Below are 14796 nucleotides of genomic sequence, written 5' to 3' on the forward strand. Positions count from 1 at the left end.
ATCGACTCCGATCGTCTGGACATGGACTTCGACCGTCCCAGCAAAGCTCGGGCCAGTTCCTCGCCCAAGATCGATTACGACCGACATTTCCGTGAGGCCGTCGACCGGCTGCATGCCGAGCGCCGCTATCGCGTCTTCGCGGATATCGAACGGATCGCGGGCGGCTTTCCGCAGGCGAAGTGGCGCAAGCCCGACGGCGGCACCCGCGAGATCACGGTATGGTGCTCGAACGATTATCTCGGCATGGGCCAGCACCCCAAGGTCGTCGGCGCGATGACCGACACGGCCAAGCGCTGCGGCGTCGGCGCAGGCGGCACCCGCAACATCGCCGGCAACAACTCGCCCCTGGTCGATCTGGAGCGTGAACTCGCCGACCTCCACGGCAAGGAGGCGGGCCTCGTCTTCACCTCGGGCTACGTCTCGAACCAGACCGGCATCTCGACGATCGCCAAGCTGATCCCGAATTGCCTGATTCTGTCGGACGCCTTCAACCACAACTCGATGATCGAGGGCGTGCGGCACTCGGGCTGCGAAAAGCGCGTGTTCCGCCACAACGATCTCGGCCATCTCGAGCAGCTTCTGCGCGAGGCCGGCGACCGTCCGAAGCTCATCGCCTTCGAGTCGGTCTACTCGATGGATGGCGACATCGCGCCGATCGAGGCGATCTGCGACCTCGCCGATGCCTACGGCGCGATGACCTATATCGACGAGGTCCACGCGGTCGGCCTCTACGGCGAGCGCGGTGCGGGAATCGCCGAGCGTGACGGCGTCATGCATCGCATCGACGTGATCGAGGGCACGCTCGCCAAGGGCTACGGCTGCGTCGGCGGCTACATCACCGGCTCGGCCGTGCTCTGCGATGCGGTGCGCAGCCATGCCGCCGGTTTCATCTTCACCACCGCCCTGCCCCCGGCCATCGCCGCCGCGGCCCGCGCCTCCGTACGCTACCTCAAGCGCTCGAAGACCGAGCGCGAGGCGCATCAGCGCCAAGCCGCGCAGACCAAGGCTGCGCTTGACGCCGCCGGCCTGCCGGTGCTCGCCACCGACACGCATATCGTGCCGGTGATGGTGGGCGATGCCGAGCTGTGCAAGGCGGCCGCCGACCATCTGCTCGAGCATCACGGCATCTACATCCAGCCGATCAACTACCCGACCGTGCCGCGTGGAACGGAGCGCCTGCGCATCACGCCGACGCCGTTCCACGACAATGCCTGCATCGCCACCCTGACGGCAGCGCTCGTCGAGACCTGGGACACGCTCGACCTGCCGCGGGCAGGCACGATCTTCGCCGCCGCGGCAGAGTAAGGCGGCCGTCGAAGCCTCAGGGCTTGGCGGACCTGTCCCAGCCATGGGCCTGCGAGGCCTTGGCGATCTTGTCACGCAGTTCCGGGGTCAGCGAGCCCATCCATTGCTGCATGCCGGTCAGCATGGCCTGGGAGAGCTGCGGCTGGGCCTTGACCATGTTCTTGCCGGCCGGGGTTCCATAGAAGGCGGCAACGGCCTTCAGGTCGTCCTTCGACAGAACCGCCGCGAAGGCGAGAGCCTGGACGGAGAGCAGGTCGTCGTAGTGCGCGGCAAGCGTCGGCAGCACGACTTCGTCGACCATGATCTGCGCCCGGTCGACTTCCTTGATGCCCATCTGCTGCATCATCCCGACCATTGGGGTCTTCATGGCCGCCAGAACCGCCGCGCGGTCACCCTGCGCGGCTGCGACGACCTCTTTCGCGGCGGCGAGACGCTCAGGATCGGCCGCCACTTGTGGCGTCGCGCCGGGTTTGGCAGGCGCCTCCGCCAGAGCCGGCGAGAGACAGACGCCGAGGGAGAAAAGTCCGGCTACGACCAGTAGGCGCATGAAGAGGATTCCTTATCTCGCGAGGAGAGCGGATTATCCTCCTTCTACGACGCAACGGCGACAGGGCTCAAAACGCGACGACCAAACCGTCCTCGGCCGCGATGTAGTCCTCCGGCGGATGCGCGATCATCTCTTCGCTCATATGCGTGAGCATCAGCTTCTTCGGAGCGATCTCCGGCAGGCGAGCCTTCAGTGTCGCCCAGTCGAGGTGAAACTTCACCGGGCGCTCGATGGTGTAGCCCTCGGCGATCAGAAGATCGGCCTCGTGGCCAGCCGGCACGATGGCGTCGACCCATTCGGTGTCGCCGGTATAGGCCACGACCTTGCCACCGCTCTCCAGGCGCAGCGCCTGGGACGGTGCGCCGGAGGGGTGCCGCATGGTGAAGGCGCTGGCTGTGACCTCGCCAACCGTCAGCGGTGCCCCCGCCTCGATCTCCTGAACCTCCACCGCGAAACGGCGCTCGACCGTGCTCGAGCCCGGAAACAGCGCCTCCATGGTCGCGAAAAGCCGTGCCTCGGTTCCCGGCGGCCCGACGATGACCAGCGGCTTGGTCCGCCGGCTGACCAGTTGCCCGTCGAGGATCAGCCAGGGCAGGCCACCGAAATGGTCGCCATGCAGATGGGTGATGAAGACCGTGTCGATCCCGTTCGGGTCGACACCGAAGCGGCGGATCGCGATCAGCGAGGATGCGCCGCAATCGATCAGGAAGTTGGTTCGCTCCGCCTCGACATGGAAACAGGTGTGGAAGCGCCCGCCCGATCCGAACGCGTCGCCGCAACCGAGAACCTGAAGCCGCATGGTCGTTTCGTCCCGTTGTCGAGGATCAATCCACCGAAGCAGTTTCGCGTTGCGCGCCGTCCCGTCATGGGCTGTGACTGCGACGCTTGCGAATCACTGAGGGATGACACGGATGTCGGGTGGCGGTCACGGGGCGATCGAGGGGTCGAACAAGCGCGTGGCGCTGCTGATCTCGATCCTGGCGCTGTTTCTCGCCGGCGCCGAAACGCTGGCCAAGAGCGCGCAGACCGAAGCGCTCGGCGCCAATGTCGAGGCCTCGAACCAATGGGCGTATTTCCAGGCCCGAACGATCCGTGCCACCGTCCTCAAGACCGCCGACGAGACCCTGGCGCTGACGACGCCCGCTCCGGGTAACGAGGCCGCCGTGAAGGCCAAGCGCGAGGACTGGGCCAAGACCATCGCCCGCTGGGAATCCGAGCCCGCCACCGGCGAGGGCCGCAAGGAGCTCGCCGCGAAGGCCCAGGCCTCCGAGCACAAGCGCGACCTCGCCCTGGAGCGCTATCATCATTACGAGCTGGCTTCGGCCGCCTTCCAGGTCGGGATCGTGCTGGCCTCGGCCCAGGTGATCACCGGGATCGTGCTGCTCGCTTTCGCCGGGGGCTTCCTCGGCTTCGCCGGTCTGGCACTCGCCGCCTTCGGCCTGTTCGCGCCGCACACGCTGCCGTTCCTGCATTGAGGTCGAGCGGGCCGCGGCAAGGAGAAGTATAGCCTTCGCCGGACGCGCCTGTCAGAGTTGCGCCCGGCGGCCTTTGTCCGAGCCGCAGCGGATGGGCCGGCCATGGCACAGCGCTCCGATGACGAGGTCGAGAACCGGCTGACCAAGCTGTCGGCCTTCCTCTTCCTGCACACCGAGCACCTGGTCTACGCCCTGCTCGGCGGCCTGCTCGCAGTGACCGCCGCCCTCGCGCTGCTTGATGCCGCCGGCGTGCTGTTCGAGGCGCTGAAGAAGTTCGGCGGCGCGCAGCCGATGCTCGATGTCATCGACCGGCTGCTCTTTCTACTGATGATCGTCGAGATCCTGCACACGGTGCGGGTCTCGATGCGCTCGGGCCGGCTGACCTGCGAGCCGTTCCTGATTGTCGGCCTGATTGCCTCGATCCGGCGGGTCCTGGTGATCACACTCCAATCCTCGGAGGTGATGCACGGGTCGATGACCGCCGAGCGACAGGCCCTGTTCAACGCCTCGATGGTCGAACTCGGCGTGCTCGCCGGGCTCATCCTGGTGATGGTGATCTCGATCTTCCTCCTGCACCGCGCCGAGCCGGCGCAACCGCAGGCCGCCGGCGAGGAGTAGCGGCGTGAGCGGGAAACCCGCTCCGCACAAGGCTGGAATGCAGGAACGGCGATTCTTCCCGCTTGTTGGTCGGCCGGTTGCGCCGGCATGACCGGCGCAGAACACGCGTCGATGAAGAGCAGCGTAGATGAAACAGACCCTCGCCCTGGCCGCATTCGGCCTGTCCGCGGTTCTCGCCGGCCCCGCCCTTGCGCAGGAGCCATTACCCGTCCGCATCGTGCCGTCCGAGCCCCCCGTCGCCTTCAGCGCCGTCACGAGCACCAGCACCTTCCGCACCGAGGCCCTTCGCTCAGATGCCGCGAGCATTGCGTCGAGCCGGCTCGCCCTGCAGCGCTCGCACAATCGCGACGTTCGCGACTATGCCCGCCGGGTGATCGAGACCCGCAAGGCGACGACGGAAGCCCTGCTTCCGCCCGGCACTCTGCTCACGGCCGGTGGACTCATCGCCTTCGACCGCATGGGTGACGTGTCCGCCTCCGATAATCCTTCCAGCATCGTGCTCACCCCCGTGGCCGTCACGACGCGGATCGTCGACGGCGAACCGGGACAGCCCGGCCGACGCGTCGCCCTCGGTCCACAAGGCCAGGCCAGGGTCGACCAGCTTCGCGCAGCTCCCGATCCCGGCAGCTTCGATCAGATCTACGTCGCGCAGCAGGCACGTGCCGACGCCCAGGCACTCGCACTCTACGAAGGCTATTCGCGCGGCGGCGACAGCGCGCAGGGGCGTCGCTTCGCCAACGAGGCCCTGCCCTACATTGCTGCGGAGCACGATCGCTCTTCGAATATCGACCTGAGCCTGGGGAGCTGACCCCTCCAGCGCCCCTCACAGTTGCATAGCTTGCGAGCCTCACAAGCCGGCCATGCGCTCAGCGCGGGGAATTTTCATGCACGCCCGCTTGCGCTTTGTGCGCCGCACTGTATCTTGTGCATTGCGAGATCGCGATGGCGTCGCGGTCTTGCAGCCCTTCTTGGGCGTTTCCTCCCTAGACTTCGGGCCGCTCCTTCGGGAGTGGCCTTTTTTCTTTTTGGGCTGGTCTCGGTCAGGCGAGATCTACTCGGCGGCGATACGCTGCGTGCCCCAGCCAGACCAATCGGCCGCCACTGCCGCCACGACCTGCGCCAGGCACTCCACCAGACCATCGAAATCGGCCGTCAGGGCGAGCGTGCGCTCGTTCATGTAGAGGTCGCGATTGATCTCGATCTGCAAGGCGTGCCGGGACAGGTTCGGCTCGCCGTAATGCTCGGTGATGAAACCGCCGGCATAGGGCTTGTTGCGCACCACGCGCAGGCCGCACGCCCGCATGTGATGCTCGAAACTGTCGATCAAGGCCGGCGCGCAGGCTGTGCCGAAGCGGTCCCCGAGCACGACGTCCGTCCTGGGGTCTTCATTGCGGCCGAGGCTCGTCGAGGGCATCGAATGGCAATCGACCAGCACGGCATTGCCGAAGGTCTTCACCGTGCGCTGGATCAGGCTGCGCAGCATCCGGTGATACGGCTTGTAGAGGTGCTCGATGCGCGCGAGCGCGTCCTCGACCGGCAGCCGCTCGCGATAGATCTCCTGCCCATCCGCGACGATGCGCGGCACCGTGCCGAGCCCTCCCGCCACCCGCATCGATCGGGTGTTTGAGAAAGGCGGCAGCCGCCCGAGAAACATGCGCGGATCGAGCTCGTAGGGCTCGCGGTTCACATCGAGATAGGCGCGCGGAAAGTTCGCCCGCATCAGCGGCGCACCCAGCGCAACGACGGGCGCGAACAGGCGGTCGACATGCGCGTCCTCGGAGCGCCGCAGCGACAACGAGTCGAGACGCGAGGCGGCCAGGAAATGATCCGGATAGATGGCGCCCGAGTGTGGCGTATTGAACACGAACGGAACCGCGTGCGCGTCCGGCTCGTCCACGGCGAAAGGCGGCTCGAAACCGGAAGGTTGGGGCGCGGGGCGCTCGGTCATCGGCATACTATTGCTGCGCGCGCGCGATCCTGTCCACCGAGCCGCGACACCGGGGCCGCCGCGCAACCCTTAACGTCGTGTTTACCAACCCGCCGCTTTATGGAAAGAACAACCGAGTCGTTTCGGGCCCAGAAGAGCCCCAGGAAGCCGTGCGATGAAGATCCTTCTGGCGGAAGACGACAACGACATGCGCCGCTTCCTCGCCAAGGCGCTCCAGAACGCCGGCTACGAGGTCCTGTCGTTCGACAATGGCCTCTCCGCCTATAACCGGCTGCGCGAAGAGCCCTTCGAACTGCTGCTGACCGACATCGTGATGCCGGAGATGGACGGCATCGAGCTGGCGCGCCGCGCCACCGAGCTCGATCCCGACATCAAGGTGATGTTCATCACGGGCTTCGCCGCGGTTGCCCTCAACCCCGACTCGAAGGCCCCGAAGGACGCGAAGGTGCTCTCGAAGCCCTTCCATCTGCGCGAACTCGTCAACGAGGTCGAGAAGCTGCTGGCCGCCTGAGCCGTCGGCAAAGCTGGGCGCCTGTGTGGCGCCTGCAATAGGAACCGCCTGCCGGGACACTATATGGGTTGTGCAATCCCTGGCACGGCCTTCCCAAACTATGCAGCCGGTAACCATCTACACCACAGCCTGGTGCCCCTACTGCTCGGCGGCGAAAAGCCTGCTGAAGGAGAAGGGCGCGGCCTTCAACGAGATCGACGTCGAGAAGACCGCGGGCGCGCGGCTCGCCATGATGCAGCGCGCCAGCGGCCGCACCAGCGTGCCGCAGATCTTCGTCGGCGAGACGCATGTCGGCGGCTGCGACGACCTCTATGCCCTCGACAGAGGGGGCCGTCTCGATCCCCTGCTGAACCCCTGATGGCAGACGCCGCGCCTTCTCGCTTCGTCGCCGCCTGCGTGCAGATGCGCTCGGGCCGCGAGCCGTTGGCCAACCGCGATGCGGCCGTCACCGCGATCCGCGAGGCCGCCGGCCGGGGCGCCGATTATGTCCAGACCCCCGAGATGACCTCGTTGGTGGAGCGCGATCGGGCGCGGCTGTTCGACAGGATCGGACCGCAGGAGAACGATCCGACGCTCGCCGGCCTGCGCGAGGCCGCGCGGGAGAACCGGGTCGTCGTCCAGATCGGCTCCCTCGCGGTCAGGAACGGCGACAAGATCGCCAATCGCGCCTTCCTGATCGACGCCGACGGCGAGATCCGTGCCGCCTACGACAAGGTCCACCTCTACGACGTCGACCTCCCGAACGGCGAGAGCTGGCGGGAATCGGCGACGTACACGGGCGGCGACTGCGCGGTGGTGGCGAGCCTGCCCTGGGCGAAGATCGGCATCTCGATCTGCTACGACATCCGCTTTCCCGCGATCTTCCGCGCGCTGGCCGAGGCCGGGGCCGAGGTGCTCACCGCGCCCGCCTGCTTCACCCGACAGACGGGCGAGGCGCATTGGCACCTGCTGCAACGCGCCCGCGCGGTGGAGACGGGGTCCTTCATGATCTCGGCGGCCCAGGGCGGCCTGCACGAGGATGGCCGCGAGACCTACGGGCACTCGCTGATCGTCGACCCGTGGGGGCGCATCCTGGCCGAGGCCGACGGCGACGAACCCGGCATCATTCTCGCGGAGATCGATCTCGCCCAAGTCACCGAGGTGCGGGGACGTATCCCGGCCCTGCGCAATGCGCGGCCTTTCAGCGTGCGGCACGCCTGAGCCGTCCCCATCTGAAGTCCCATGATCCGCTACACCCTCGCCTGCGATTCCGGCCACGGCTTCGAGAGCTGGTTCCCCTCCGGCAGCGCCTACGATGAGCAGGCGGAACGGGGCCTCGTCACCTGCCCGATCTGCGACTCGCGCAAGATCTCCAAGGCCTTGATGGCGCCCGCCGTCGCGCGCCGCGACAGGGAGCGGAGCGGCCTGCCCGCACCGGCAGAGACGCAAGCCGAAACGCCGCCTGCTGCGGCGCCGGACGCTGCGATCCCGATGATCGCCGAACCGGAGCGGCGTCTGCGCGCCCTGCTGCGGGCGGTCCGCGAGGAGGTGACACGCTCAGCCGACAATGTCGGAGCGCAGTTTCCCGAGCAGGCCCGCGCCATGCATTACGGCGATGCGCCGACCCGCGCGATCTACGGCGAGGCGAGCCTCGAAGAGGCCCGCGCCCTCATCGACGAGGGGATCGAGGTCGCGCCACTGCCGCCGGCGCCCGACGACAGGCACTGAGCCGCTCGGTACGCCCATCGCAACAACGGGGATCGCACCCCATATTCGGGACCAAGACATCTCCCGACATGCGAGAGGCGTATCCATGCTGTTCTTCCGCAAGCGCGCTGAAATGCCGTCTGCCGCGGACGCCCTTCCCGGCCGCGCGACACCGCTGCCCACCGCCGAGCGGCACTTCATCAACGGCAACCCGCTGAAAGGTCCCTACCCGCCCGGTATCGAGACCATTGTGCTCGGCCTCGGCTGCTTCTGGGGTGCAGAGCGGAAGTTCTGGCAGTTGCCTGAGGGCGTTTTCGTCACGGCCGTGGGATATGCCGCGGGTTTCACGCCGAACCCGACCTACGAGGAAGTCTGCTCGGGCCTGACCGGGCACAACGAGGTGGTGCTCGTGGCCTACGATCCGGCCGTGCTGCCGCTCGAGTCGCTGCTCAAGACCTTCTTCGAGAGCCATGATCCGACCCAGGGCTATCGCCAGGGCAACGACACGGGCACGCAGTACCGCTCCGGCATCTACACGATGAGCGAGGCCCAGGCCGCGACCGCTCACGCGGTGCGCGAGAGCTACGGGCGGGCGCTTGCGGAGCAGGGCTACGGAGCGATCACCACCGAGATTGCGCCGTTGGAAGCCTTTTATTTCGCCGAGGACTACCACCAGCAATATCTGGCCAAGAACCCTGCCGGGTATTGCGGCCTCGGTGGCACCGGCGTGTCGTGCCCGGTGGGACTCGGCGCAGGCACCGCAGCGGCTTGATCGTCGAAAGCGGGGCCGCTTGAAGACGCGGCACCCGCATGCGACATCCGCTGCCGGTCGCAGAGGGGATCGGCGGACGGATGTTGGAACGGGGCTTCGAGCGCTTTCTTTTCGCGAGCCGATGGCTGCTCGCGCCGTTCTACGCGGCCCTGGTGCTGGGGCTGCTGATCCTGCTGGTCAAACTGGTCCAGGAGATCTGGCACTTCGCCGGGCACCTGCTGGAGCTGAACGAGTCTCAGACCATCCTCGGCGTGCTGACGCTGGTGGACCTGTCGTTCACCGCCTCGTTGCTAATCATCGTGATGTTCTCAGGCTACGAGAACTTCGTCTCGAAGTTCGACCATACGGACCACAAGGACTGGCCCGAATGGATGGGCACGATCGATTTCACTGGGCTGAAGCTCAAGCTGATCTCGTCGATCGTCGCGATCTCGGCGATTCAGCTGCTCAAGGCCTTCATGGACATGAAGAACTACAGCGACCGTGACCTCGGCTGGTTCGTCGGCATCCACATGGTCTTCGTGATCTCGGGGCTCCTGATGGCTCTGACCGACCGCATGTCCGCCGGCCATCACGACACGTAGTCGGTCCGGCCGCCGAGCCGGCGCCGGACGCCGTAGGCCGCCAGCACGATCGCGGCCGAGAGCAGGCTGAGCAGCAACTGCGAGCGCGTCTCCGGCTGGAAGGCCATGGCGGCCAGGATGCCGAGCATCGCGGCGATCGTCGCGAGCGTCAGGTAAGGGTACAGCCACATCCGCACGACCGGGCGATCCGGCGGGATGCGCGGTCTCAGGATCAACTGCGAGACCGCGATCGCCAGGTAGACCAGCAGGATGACGGCGCCGGACGAGTTGAGCAGGAACAGAAAGACGGCATCCGGCGAAAGATAGGCTGCCACCACGGCGAGATAGCCCATCGCCGTCGAAACGAGGATCGCGGGCATCGGCACACCGGACCGGTTGAGCCGCATCAGCGCCCTCGGCGCCTCGCCACGCTCCCCGAGCACGAACAGCATCCGGGAGGCGGTGTAGAGGCCCGAGTTCAGGCAGGACAGGACAGCGGTGAGCACCACCGCGTTCATCGCGTCGCCCGCCCAGCCGAACCCCATCCGCTCGAAGGCGGCGACGAAGGGCGAGCCGCCCGGCGCCAAGCCGTCCCAAGGCAGGATGAGCGTGAGCAGCAGGATCGAGCCGACGTAGAAGACGATGATCCGGATGGCGACGGTGCGGGTCGCCCGCGCGACGGCCTTCGCGGGCTCAGGTGTCTCGGCGGCGGCCACCGTGGCGATCTCGGCGCCAACCATGGAGAAGACCACCACGACGATCCCGGAAAAGATCGCGCCGACCCCGTTGGGAAACAGGCCTCCGCCGCGCGTCCAATGCGACAGGTCCATCGGATGGCCGGGCCAGAGGCCGAGGGCGAAGGAGCCGCCGATGACGAGAAAGGCGAGGATCGCCAGAACCTTTATGCCGGCAAACCAGTACTCGAACTCGCCATAGGCGCCGACGGAGGTGAGGTTCGTCGCCGTCATCAGCAGCATCAGGCCGAGGGACAGCGTCCAGAGCAGCGCTTGCGGCAACCAGACCTGCAGCAGCCCGGCACCGGCCACCGCCTCGAAGCCGACGACGATCACCCAGAAATACCAGTAGAGCCACGCCGTCGAGAACCCGGCCCAATCACCCAATGCCTCTCGCGCATAGGTGACGAACGAGCCGGTGGAAGGTGCCGAGGTGGCCATCTCGCCGAGCATCCGCATCACCAGGATGATGAGCAGACCGGTGGCGGCATAGGAGAGGAAGGCGCCCGGCCCGACCTGCCGGATGACGGACCCCGAGCCGACGAACAATCCGGCACCGATCATGCCGCCGAGCGCGATCATGCCGAGATGGCGCTGACGGAGCCCCTGGCGCAGGGTCCCGGCCGTGCCGTCGGGCCGCGGGAGGGCGAGCGTGTCCTGGCGAGGCACCTGGGCGGGGACGGTCATGCGCCCGATGGTGCACGAACGGGGCCGCTGGCGCGAGAGCCGCAGCCCGGCCGACTATCGCGCGTGCAGAACCGCCTGACAGGCGGCCGGCAAGGCGGCCATGGTCATCGGGGGCTTCGGCCGCGGCGGATGCTTGGGCTTGGGCGGATGCAGCACTGCGTTGCTGAACCAATAGTCCAGCTCCGAGCCGCAGCCATCGCCGCCCGGAGGCGGGGCCTGGTCCTCGCACGTTTGCGAGCCGCGCGGGCAGGCGAGGCGAATATGGTAGTGGTAGTTGTGCCCGTACATCGGGCGCACCTTGGTGAGCCAGCCTCGGTCGCCGCCAGCGCTCCGGCAGAGCGCTTTCTTGATCGCCGCGTTGACGAAGATGCGCGCCACCTCAGGCTGCTTGGCCGTGAGGCGGATCAGTGAGAGATGCGCCGAGGTCCAGACATCGGGATCGATGTCGAGGCGATCGCCGCGCACCATGTCGGTGGCCGAGATCTGCTCGCGCTCGGCGCGGGTCAGAGTGCGGCCCGGCATCGGCGTCAGCCAGACATCGGCATCGATGCCGATCTGGTGCGAGGCGTGGCCGGTGAGCATCGGACCACCGCGCGGCTGCGCCATGTCGCCGACGAGGAGCCCCGGCCAGCCGACCTGCGGTGCCGTGTTGGCGAGACGCTCGAGGAAGTTGATCAGGTAGGGCGTGCCCCAGCGCCGATTGCGCGACGGGCGCATCACCTGCCAGGTCGGACCATCGAAGGGCAGGCCCTCGCCCCCCGCGAAACAGCCCTTGGCATAGGAGCCGTAGATGTGGCTGGCGCCGCTCGACGGCACGGTGACGCGGCCGAACAGCGCCTTGGCCGGCGTCGACGGGTCGTTGGGGTTGGCGAGCGGCGGCAGCGGTTTCGGATCGAGCGTTCCCTTGTCCTGCGCCTGAGCCGGTCCTGCGAGAATCGCCAGTGTGAGGGCGAGAGCGGCGGGCAGACGGGCAGTCAGCGGCATCGGCTGGGGGATCCCTCGACCATGAGGCAAGCCGACGGGCTCACCGCACCGGAACGTGCCCGGTCGCCCAGGCGTTTTCGAGGCGAGATGTAACAAGGTTGCGAGCCGCGCGCCATGGACACGGAAACCCACGCCCCCTCGGTCGCCGCCACGGGCGATCGGCCACCACGCACTCTCATTGCAAGCGACCGCGTCGTTGGTGCGGAAGTGCGGCGGCCGGACGGCAGCAAGGTCGGCCGCATCGAGCGGTTGATGCTCGACAAGGCTTCCGGACGCGTCGCCTATGTGGTGATGAGCTTCGGCGGCTTTCTCGGCCTTGGCGAGGACTATTACACGCTGCCCTGGGCCGTGCTGACCTACGACACAAGCATGGACGCCTATTCCGTCGACATCACCGAGGAGCAGCTCCGCAACGCGCCCGCGCGCTCGCCCGAAGGCGGAGATCCGCAGGACGAGCGCGAGTGGGAGGAGCATGTCCACCGCTACTACAACGCGGCCCCCTATTGGGGGATCTGAGAGAGGCCCGACCCGGCGTCAGGGCCGATGAGCCGCCTTTCGGACGACGTCCTTAGGGTCCTCGAACAAGCGGCGCCGGCCGGGCTGAAGCGCGTCGCGGAGCGGCGCTGGGTCGGCGATCCCAGCGACGGCATCCGCCCGCTCTTCGAGTTCCAGGCGCTGAAGGGCAATCAATATTCGGCCCGATGGGGCTTCTCCGTGGATTTCGTCCCGCGCCTGCATAACAACGGCAGACTCGCCTGGAAGCGCACGGCCGGCACGGCGTTCTTCGATCTGACGATCGACCCGCTCGATGCCGCGACGAGCAAAGCTGCGCTTTGCCTGCTCAGTCGGGACGACAGCCTACGGCGCGTCGAAGCTCGGATGGGCGGCGTGCGCCGTGCCGCGTCCGCCGATCTCTCGTCCGTCGTCGCGGTCGAGGATCTGCTCGCCCTTTTCAGGCGCCGCGCCGCACTAGCGAACCACCGGTTCAGTCTTGCGAACTACGTCCAGACCGATCTCGCCTGGGGCCTCCTGCTCTGGGCGACCGGGCATGGGGCCGAGGGGTCGGAACGCCTCTCGCGCTGGTGCGTGCAGTTCGGCATCGATCCTGAGGCGCCGATCCTCAGGCAAGCTCGCGAAGACGCGCAACGAACGACCGGCCAATGATCAGCCCCGTTCGAGGGCCTTCCGGGTCTCGCCCGGTCAGGCCATCTGCACGACGGCCCGGGAGAGCATCGCACGGAATCCGGTCGTTTCGTCCACGCCGAAGCGGCGCTCGAACTCCGCCTGCGCCTGCTCCCAGGCCGGCGCCATGTGCTCCAGCAGCGAGAGCCCTGTCGGCGTCAACTGGACGAGACGCGTGCGCGCGTCGGAGCCCGGACTCACATTGACGAGCCCGTCACGCTCCAATGGACGGAGCGCCCGGCTCATCGTGGTGCGATCCATGACACAGATTTCGGCAAGGCTCTGCATCCCGACCGGTTCGTGTCGTCGGACGGCTCGAAGCAGGGAGAATTGCGATGCGCGCAGGCCCGCGGGCGCGAGATGGCGATCGTAGATCTGCGTGACCTGCCGGGCAGCCTGGCGAATGGCCGTGCAATGGCAGGGCGGGGGTAGATAGGATTGATGCGGCACGGCCGCCCCTGCGTGTTTGGATCAGACGGCGTAGCATGGTCGCCATGTCCGAAGCCACCGCGGGCCTCGATGCGAGGTTGCGTGAGCTTTCCCGCGCATCGGCGCGGCGCCTTCGCAGGGATCGAAACGATTAGGTGTTTCGACTGTGAGAAAATCTCACGAGCCGTGATTTTTGCTCATGCTCGTAATTTTGAATGCGGTCGATAGTTCGGTCGGCAGTCGATCCGAAGCAATATCTTGCGATTTCACAGCTTAATCGGCCTAGACAACGTCGTGATTACACGGAAAGATAGTCGCACCTGTTGGGAGGCGACAGGCTCATGCCGCGATACTTTTTCGATGCTCACGACGGGCGCGAGATGGTCGATCACGACGGGCGCGATTGTCTGAACGACGGAGCGGCCATTCGTCATGCAGCCGTCATCGCCAGCGATTTCATGAAGGATCCGACGACGCGGCCGGAGGATGGCGGAGCCATCGTCGTGACGGTTCGGGACCAGGGCCGAAAGGCGAAGGCCGAAGTGCGGCTCGCCTTCAATGTGCATTGGTCGGAAGTGGCCGATCGCGTCGTCTGACGCGTGCCTCGACCAACTCACTTCGTACCGTGTGACCGCGGTCCGGCTCAGGTCCGCATCACGAAGCCGATCGGCTCGCGGCCCGGCTGGCCGAGCCAGAGCAGCGCTGCACCGGCCAGCAGGACCACGGCAGCGGCAGGTGCCAGAGTCAGCGGCAAGACGAGCACATGCCAGAGCCAGGGAGCGACGCCTTCGATCGAGCTCTGAAGCGCACTCGCCTTGTCCTTGAACAACGCGAACAGCAACTCGCTCACCGTCGTGATGCGCAGGGTGTTGTTCGCGATGGAGCGGGCGCCGTCATACACGATCTGGACGAACCCGGCGGCCAGGAGCAGCAACCCGAGTGCACGGCTGAGAAAAGGCAGGCCGAGAAAACTGGCGATGGAACGGATCATCGAAACGGGCCTCGCCGCTCCGCCTGGGCAGAGCCGGTCGATGAGTTGAATACGGGGCCATCGGAAGCGGCGCAAGGCAGGCACCGAGGGCGCCTACCAGGTGCGCAGGTCTCGTGCGTCCTCGTCTTGGTCGGCCGGCTTTTCCGTGCGCAGCCTGCGCCTGACGAGCCGCGCGAGCAGAACAGAGGCTCCGGCCGCGATGCCGAGCCCGATCATGAGGAGGATGGGAAGGATCGTCGCGGTCATGCCGCCGCCTTGCCCTCTGCGGGTAACGGTCTCATCAGAACATGGCGATCTCGCCCTGACGCGCGTCGCGCCAATTCGCGGAGAAAGACGCCCTTCGTCGGCGTCCACTCCTCGTGGC

The 14796-nt window shown here is 66.9% G+C and carries 21 protein-coding genes; 13 read left to right on the plus strand and 8 right to left on the minus strand.

Annotated features, from left to right (window positions below):
* Window positions 1-21: 21 nt before the first annotated feature.
* Complete coding sequence (gene hemA / locus HCU64_RS03905) at window positions 22-1305, plus strand: 5-aminolevulinate synthase (RefSeq protein ID WP_233382911.1); 1284 nt, start codon at window positions 22-24, stop codon at window positions 1303-1305.
* A 16-nt stretch (window positions 1306-1321) separates the two neighbouring features.
* On the opposite strand, the gene HCU64_RS03910 is transcribed toward hemA, so the two are convergent.
* On the minus strand, window positions 1322-1852 hold the full coding sequence (locus HCU64_RS03910; RefSeq protein ID WP_233382451.1) for a DUF2059 domain-containing protein: 531 nt from the start codon (window positions 1850-1852) through the stop codon (window positions 1322-1324).
* 67 nt (window positions 1853-1919) lie between these two features.
* The gene (locus HCU64_RS03915) at window positions 1920-2651 is read right to left on the minus strand and encodes an MBL fold metallo-hydrolase (RefSeq protein WP_233382452.1); all 732 of its coding nucleotides are present in this window, start codon (window positions 2649-2651) and stop codon (window positions 1920-1922) included.
* A 112-nt stretch (window positions 2652-2763) separates the two neighbouring features.
* Between HCU64_RS03915 and HCU64_RS03920 the strand changes: the two genes are divergently transcribed.
* The 3 genes from HCU64_RS03920 (at window position 2764) to HCU64_RS03930 (ending at window position 4753) form a co-directional block, all read left to right on the plus strand.
* Window positions 2764-3327 (plus strand): DUF4337 domain-containing protein, encoded by a 564-nt coding sequence (locus HCU64_RS03920; protein WP_233382453.1) that lies wholly within the window; start codon window positions 2764-2766, stop codon window positions 3325-3327.
* A 102-nt stretch (window positions 3328-3429) separates the two neighbouring features.
* Complete coding sequence (locus HCU64_RS03925; protein WP_233382454.1) at window positions 3430-3945, plus strand: phosphate-starvation-inducible PsiE family protein; 516 nt, start codon at window positions 3430-3432, stop codon at window positions 3943-3945.
* A gap of 127 nt (window positions 3946-4072) precedes the next feature.
* Window positions 4073-4753, plus strand: a complete 681-nt coding sequence (locus HCU64_RS03930; protein WP_233382455.1) for a DUF4142 domain-containing protein — start codon at window positions 4073-4075, stop codon at window positions 4751-4753.
* Between the two features lie 243 nt (window positions 4754-4996).
* Here the strand turns inward: HCU64_RS03930 and HCU64_RS03935 are convergent, their stop codons facing one another.
* On the minus strand, window positions 4997-5899 hold the full coding sequence (locus HCU64_RS03935) for an N-formylglutamate amidohydrolase (RefSeq protein ID WP_442785899.1): 903 nt from the start codon (window positions 5897-5899) through the stop codon (window positions 4997-4999).
* 148 nt (window positions 5900-6047) lie between these two features.
* On the opposite strand from HCU64_RS03935, the gene cpdR reads away from it, so the two are divergent.
* From cpdR to HCU64_RS03965, 6 genes are all read left to right on the plus strand, one after another.
* On the plus strand, window positions 6048-6404 hold the full coding sequence (gene cpdR / locus HCU64_RS03940; RefSeq protein WP_147045432.1) for a cell cycle two-component system response regulator CpdR: 357 nt from the start codon (window positions 6048-6050) through the stop codon (window positions 6402-6404).
* Window positions 6405-6504: 100 nt separating this feature from the next.
* Window positions 6505-6762, plus strand: a complete 258-nt coding sequence (gene grxC, locus HCU64_RS03945) for a glutaredoxin 3 (protein WP_233382457.1) — start codon at window positions 6505-6507, stop codon at window positions 6760-6762.
* Complete coding sequence (locus HCU64_RS03950; protein WP_233382458.1) at window positions 6762-7604, plus strand: carbon-nitrogen hydrolase family protein; 843 nt, start codon at window positions 6762-6764, stop codon at window positions 7602-7604. Before grxC ends, HCU64_RS03950 begins: the two co-directional genes overlap by 1 nt.
* A 21-nt stretch (window positions 7605-7625) precedes the next feature.
* Window positions 7626-8111 carry a DUF1178 family protein gene (locus HCU64_RS03955; RefSeq protein WP_233382459.1) on the plus strand — a complete coding sequence of 162 codons (486 nt, stop codon included), beginning with the start codon at window positions 7626-7628 and terminating at the stop codon, window positions 8109-8111.
* Between the two features lie 85 nt (window positions 8112-8196).
* On the plus strand, window positions 8197-8862 hold the full coding sequence (gene msrA, locus HCU64_RS03960) for a peptide-methionine (S)-S-oxide reductase MsrA (RefSeq protein WP_233382460.1): 666 nt from the start codon (window positions 8197-8199) through the stop codon (window positions 8860-8862).
* An 80-nt stretch (window positions 8863-8942) separates the two neighbouring features.
* On the plus strand, window positions 8943-9446 hold the full coding sequence (locus HCU64_RS03965) for a TIGR00645 family protein (RefSeq protein ID WP_233382912.1): 504 nt from the start codon (window positions 8943-8945) through the stop codon (window positions 9444-9446).
* Here HCU64_RS03965 and HCU64_RS03970 read toward each other — a convergent pair.
* Complete coding sequence (locus tag HCU64_RS03970; protein ID WP_233382461.1) at window positions 9434-10846, minus strand: amino acid permease; 1413 nt, start codon at window positions 10844-10846, stop codon at window positions 9434-9436. The genes HCU64_RS03965 and HCU64_RS03970 overlap by 13 nt on opposite strands.
* Before the next feature lie 54 nt (window positions 10847-10900).
* Entirely contained in the window at window positions 10901-11830 is a 930-nt protein-coding gene (gene mepA, locus HCU64_RS03975) for a penicillin-insensitive murein endopeptidase (protein WP_233382462.1), read from the minus strand.
* A gap of 114 nt (window positions 11831-11944) precedes the next feature.
* On the opposite strand from mepA, the gene HCU64_RS03980 reads away from it, so the two are divergent.
* Together HCU64_RS03980 and HCU64_RS03985 are read left to right on the plus strand one after the other, a co-directional pair.
* A complete protein-coding gene (locus HCU64_RS03980) occupies window positions 11945-12346 on the plus strand; it encodes a PRC-barrel domain-containing protein (protein WP_233382463.1) in 402 nt (133 codons plus the stop codon).
* Window positions 12347-12373: 27 nt separating this feature from the next.
* The gene (locus HCU64_RS03985) at window positions 12374-12994 is read left to right on the plus strand and encodes a hypothetical protein (protein ID WP_233382464.1); all 621 of its coding nucleotides are present in this window, start codon (window positions 12374-12376) and stop codon (window positions 12992-12994) included.
* A 36-nt stretch (window positions 12995-13030) separates the two neighbouring features.
* On the opposite strand, the gene HCU64_RS03990 is transcribed toward HCU64_RS03985, so the two are convergent.
* Complete coding sequence (locus tag HCU64_RS03990; RefSeq protein ID WP_325169946.1) at window positions 13031-13462, minus strand: MarR family winged helix-turn-helix transcriptional regulator; 432 nt, start codon at window positions 13460-13462, stop codon at window positions 13031-13033.
* Window positions 13463-13782: 320 nt separating this feature from the next.
* On the opposite strand from HCU64_RS03990, the gene HCU64_RS03995 reads away from it, so the two are divergent.
* A complete protein-coding gene (locus HCU64_RS03995; RefSeq protein ID WP_233382466.1) occupies window positions 13783-14037 on the plus strand; it encodes a DUF6894 family protein in 255 nt (84 codons plus the stop codon).
* Between the two features lie 47 nt (window positions 14038-14084).
* Here HCU64_RS03995 and HCU64_RS04000 read toward each other — a convergent pair whose 3' ends face one another.
* Both HCU64_RS04000 and HCU64_RS04005 read right to left on the minus strand, forming a co-directional pair.
* Entirely contained in the window at window positions 14085-14432 is a 348-nt protein-coding gene (locus HCU64_RS04000) for a PetM family of cytochrome b6f complex subunit 7 (RefSeq protein WP_233382467.1), read from the minus strand.
* Between the two features lie 93 nt (window positions 14433-14525).
* A complete protein-coding gene (locus HCU64_RS04005; protein WP_233382468.1) occupies window positions 14526-14678 on the minus strand; it encodes a hypothetical protein in 153 nt (50 codons plus the stop codon).
* Window positions 14679-14796 lie beyond the last annotated feature (118 nt).

Origin of the sequence: Methylobacterium sp. C25, from assembly GCF_021352225.1 — a bacterium.
Taxonomy (GTDB): domain Bacteria; phylum Pseudomonadota; class Alphaproteobacteria; order Rhizobiales; family Beijerinckiaceae; genus Methylobacterium.

Bases quoted from the DNA above. Each gene is read 5' to 3' on its own strand.
- hemA (WP_233382911.1), top strand. From the start codon at position 22: ATGGACTTCGACCGTCCCAGCAAAGCTCGGGCCAGTTCCTCGCCCAAG.
- HCU64_RS03910 (WP_233382451.1), bottom strand. From the start codon at position 1,852: ATGCGCCTACTGGTCGTAGCCGGACTTTTCTCCCTCGGCGTCTGTCTC.
- HCU64_RS03915 (WP_233382452.1), bottom strand. From the start codon at position 2,651: ATGCGGCTTCAGGTTCTCGGTTGCGGCGACGCGTTCGGATCGGGCGGG.
- HCU64_RS03920 (WP_233382453.1), top strand. From the start codon at position 2,764: ATGTCGGGTGGCGGTCACGGGGCGATCGAGGGGTCGAACAAGCGCGTG.
- HCU64_RS03925 (WP_233382454.1), top strand. From the start codon at position 3,430: ATGGCACAGCGCTCCGATGACGAGGTCGAGAACCGGCTGACCAAGCTG.
- HCU64_RS03930 (WP_233382455.1), top strand. From the start codon at position 4,073: ATGAAACAGACCCTCGCCCTGGCCGCATTCGGCCTGTCCGCGGTTCTC.
- HCU64_RS03935 (WP_442785899.1), bottom strand. From the start codon at position 5,899: ATGCCGATGACCGAGCGCCCCGCGCCCCAACCTTCCGGTTTCGAGCCG.
- cpdR (WP_147045432.1), top strand. From the start codon at position 6,048: ATGAAGATCCTTCTGGCGGAAGACGACAACGACATGCGCCGCTTCCTC.
- grxC (WP_233382457.1), top strand. From the start codon at position 6,505: ATGCAGCCGGTAACCATCTACACCACAGCCTGGTGCCCCTACTGCTCG.
- HCU64_RS03950 (WP_233382458.1), top strand. From the start codon at position 6,762: ATGGCAGACGCCGCGCCTTCTCGCTTCGTCGCCGCCTGCGTGCAGATG.
- HCU64_RS03955 (WP_233382459.1), top strand. From the start codon at position 7,626: ATGATCCGCTACACCCTCGCCTGCGATTCCGGCCACGGCTTCGAGAGC.
- msrA (WP_233382460.1), top strand. From the start codon at position 8,197: ATGCTGTTCTTCCGCAAGCGCGCTGAAATGCCGTCTGCCGCGGACGCC.
- HCU64_RS03965 (WP_233382912.1), top strand. From the start codon at position 8,943: ATGTTGGAACGGGGCTTCGAGCGCTTTCTTTTCGCGAGCCGATGGCTG.
- HCU64_RS03970 (WP_233382461.1), bottom strand. From the start codon at position 10,846: ATGACCGTCCCCGCCCAGGTGCCTCGCCAGGACACGCTCGCCCTCCCG.
- mepA (WP_233382462.1), bottom strand. From the start codon at position 11,830: ATGCCGCTGACTGCCCGTCTGCCCGCCGCTCTCGCCCTCACACTGGCG.
- HCU64_RS03980 (WP_233382463.1), top strand. From the start codon at position 11,945: ATGGACACGGAAACCCACGCCCCCTCGGTCGCCGCCACGGGCGATCGG.
- HCU64_RS03985 (WP_233382464.1), top strand. From the start codon at position 12,374: ATGAGCCGCCTTTCGGACGACGTCCTTAGGGTCCTCGAACAAGCGGCG.
- HCU64_RS03995 (WP_233382466.1), top strand. From the start codon at position 13,783: ATGCCGCGATACTTTTTCGATGCTCACGACGGGCGCGAGATGGTCGAT.
- HCU64_RS04000 (WP_233382467.1), bottom strand. From the start codon at position 14,432: ATGATCCGTTCCATCGCCAGTTTTCTCGGCCTGCCTTTTCTCAGCCGT.
- HCU64_RS04005 (WP_233382468.1), bottom strand. From the start codon at position 14,678: ATGACCGCGACGATCCTTCCCATCCTCCTCATGATCGGGCTCGGCATC.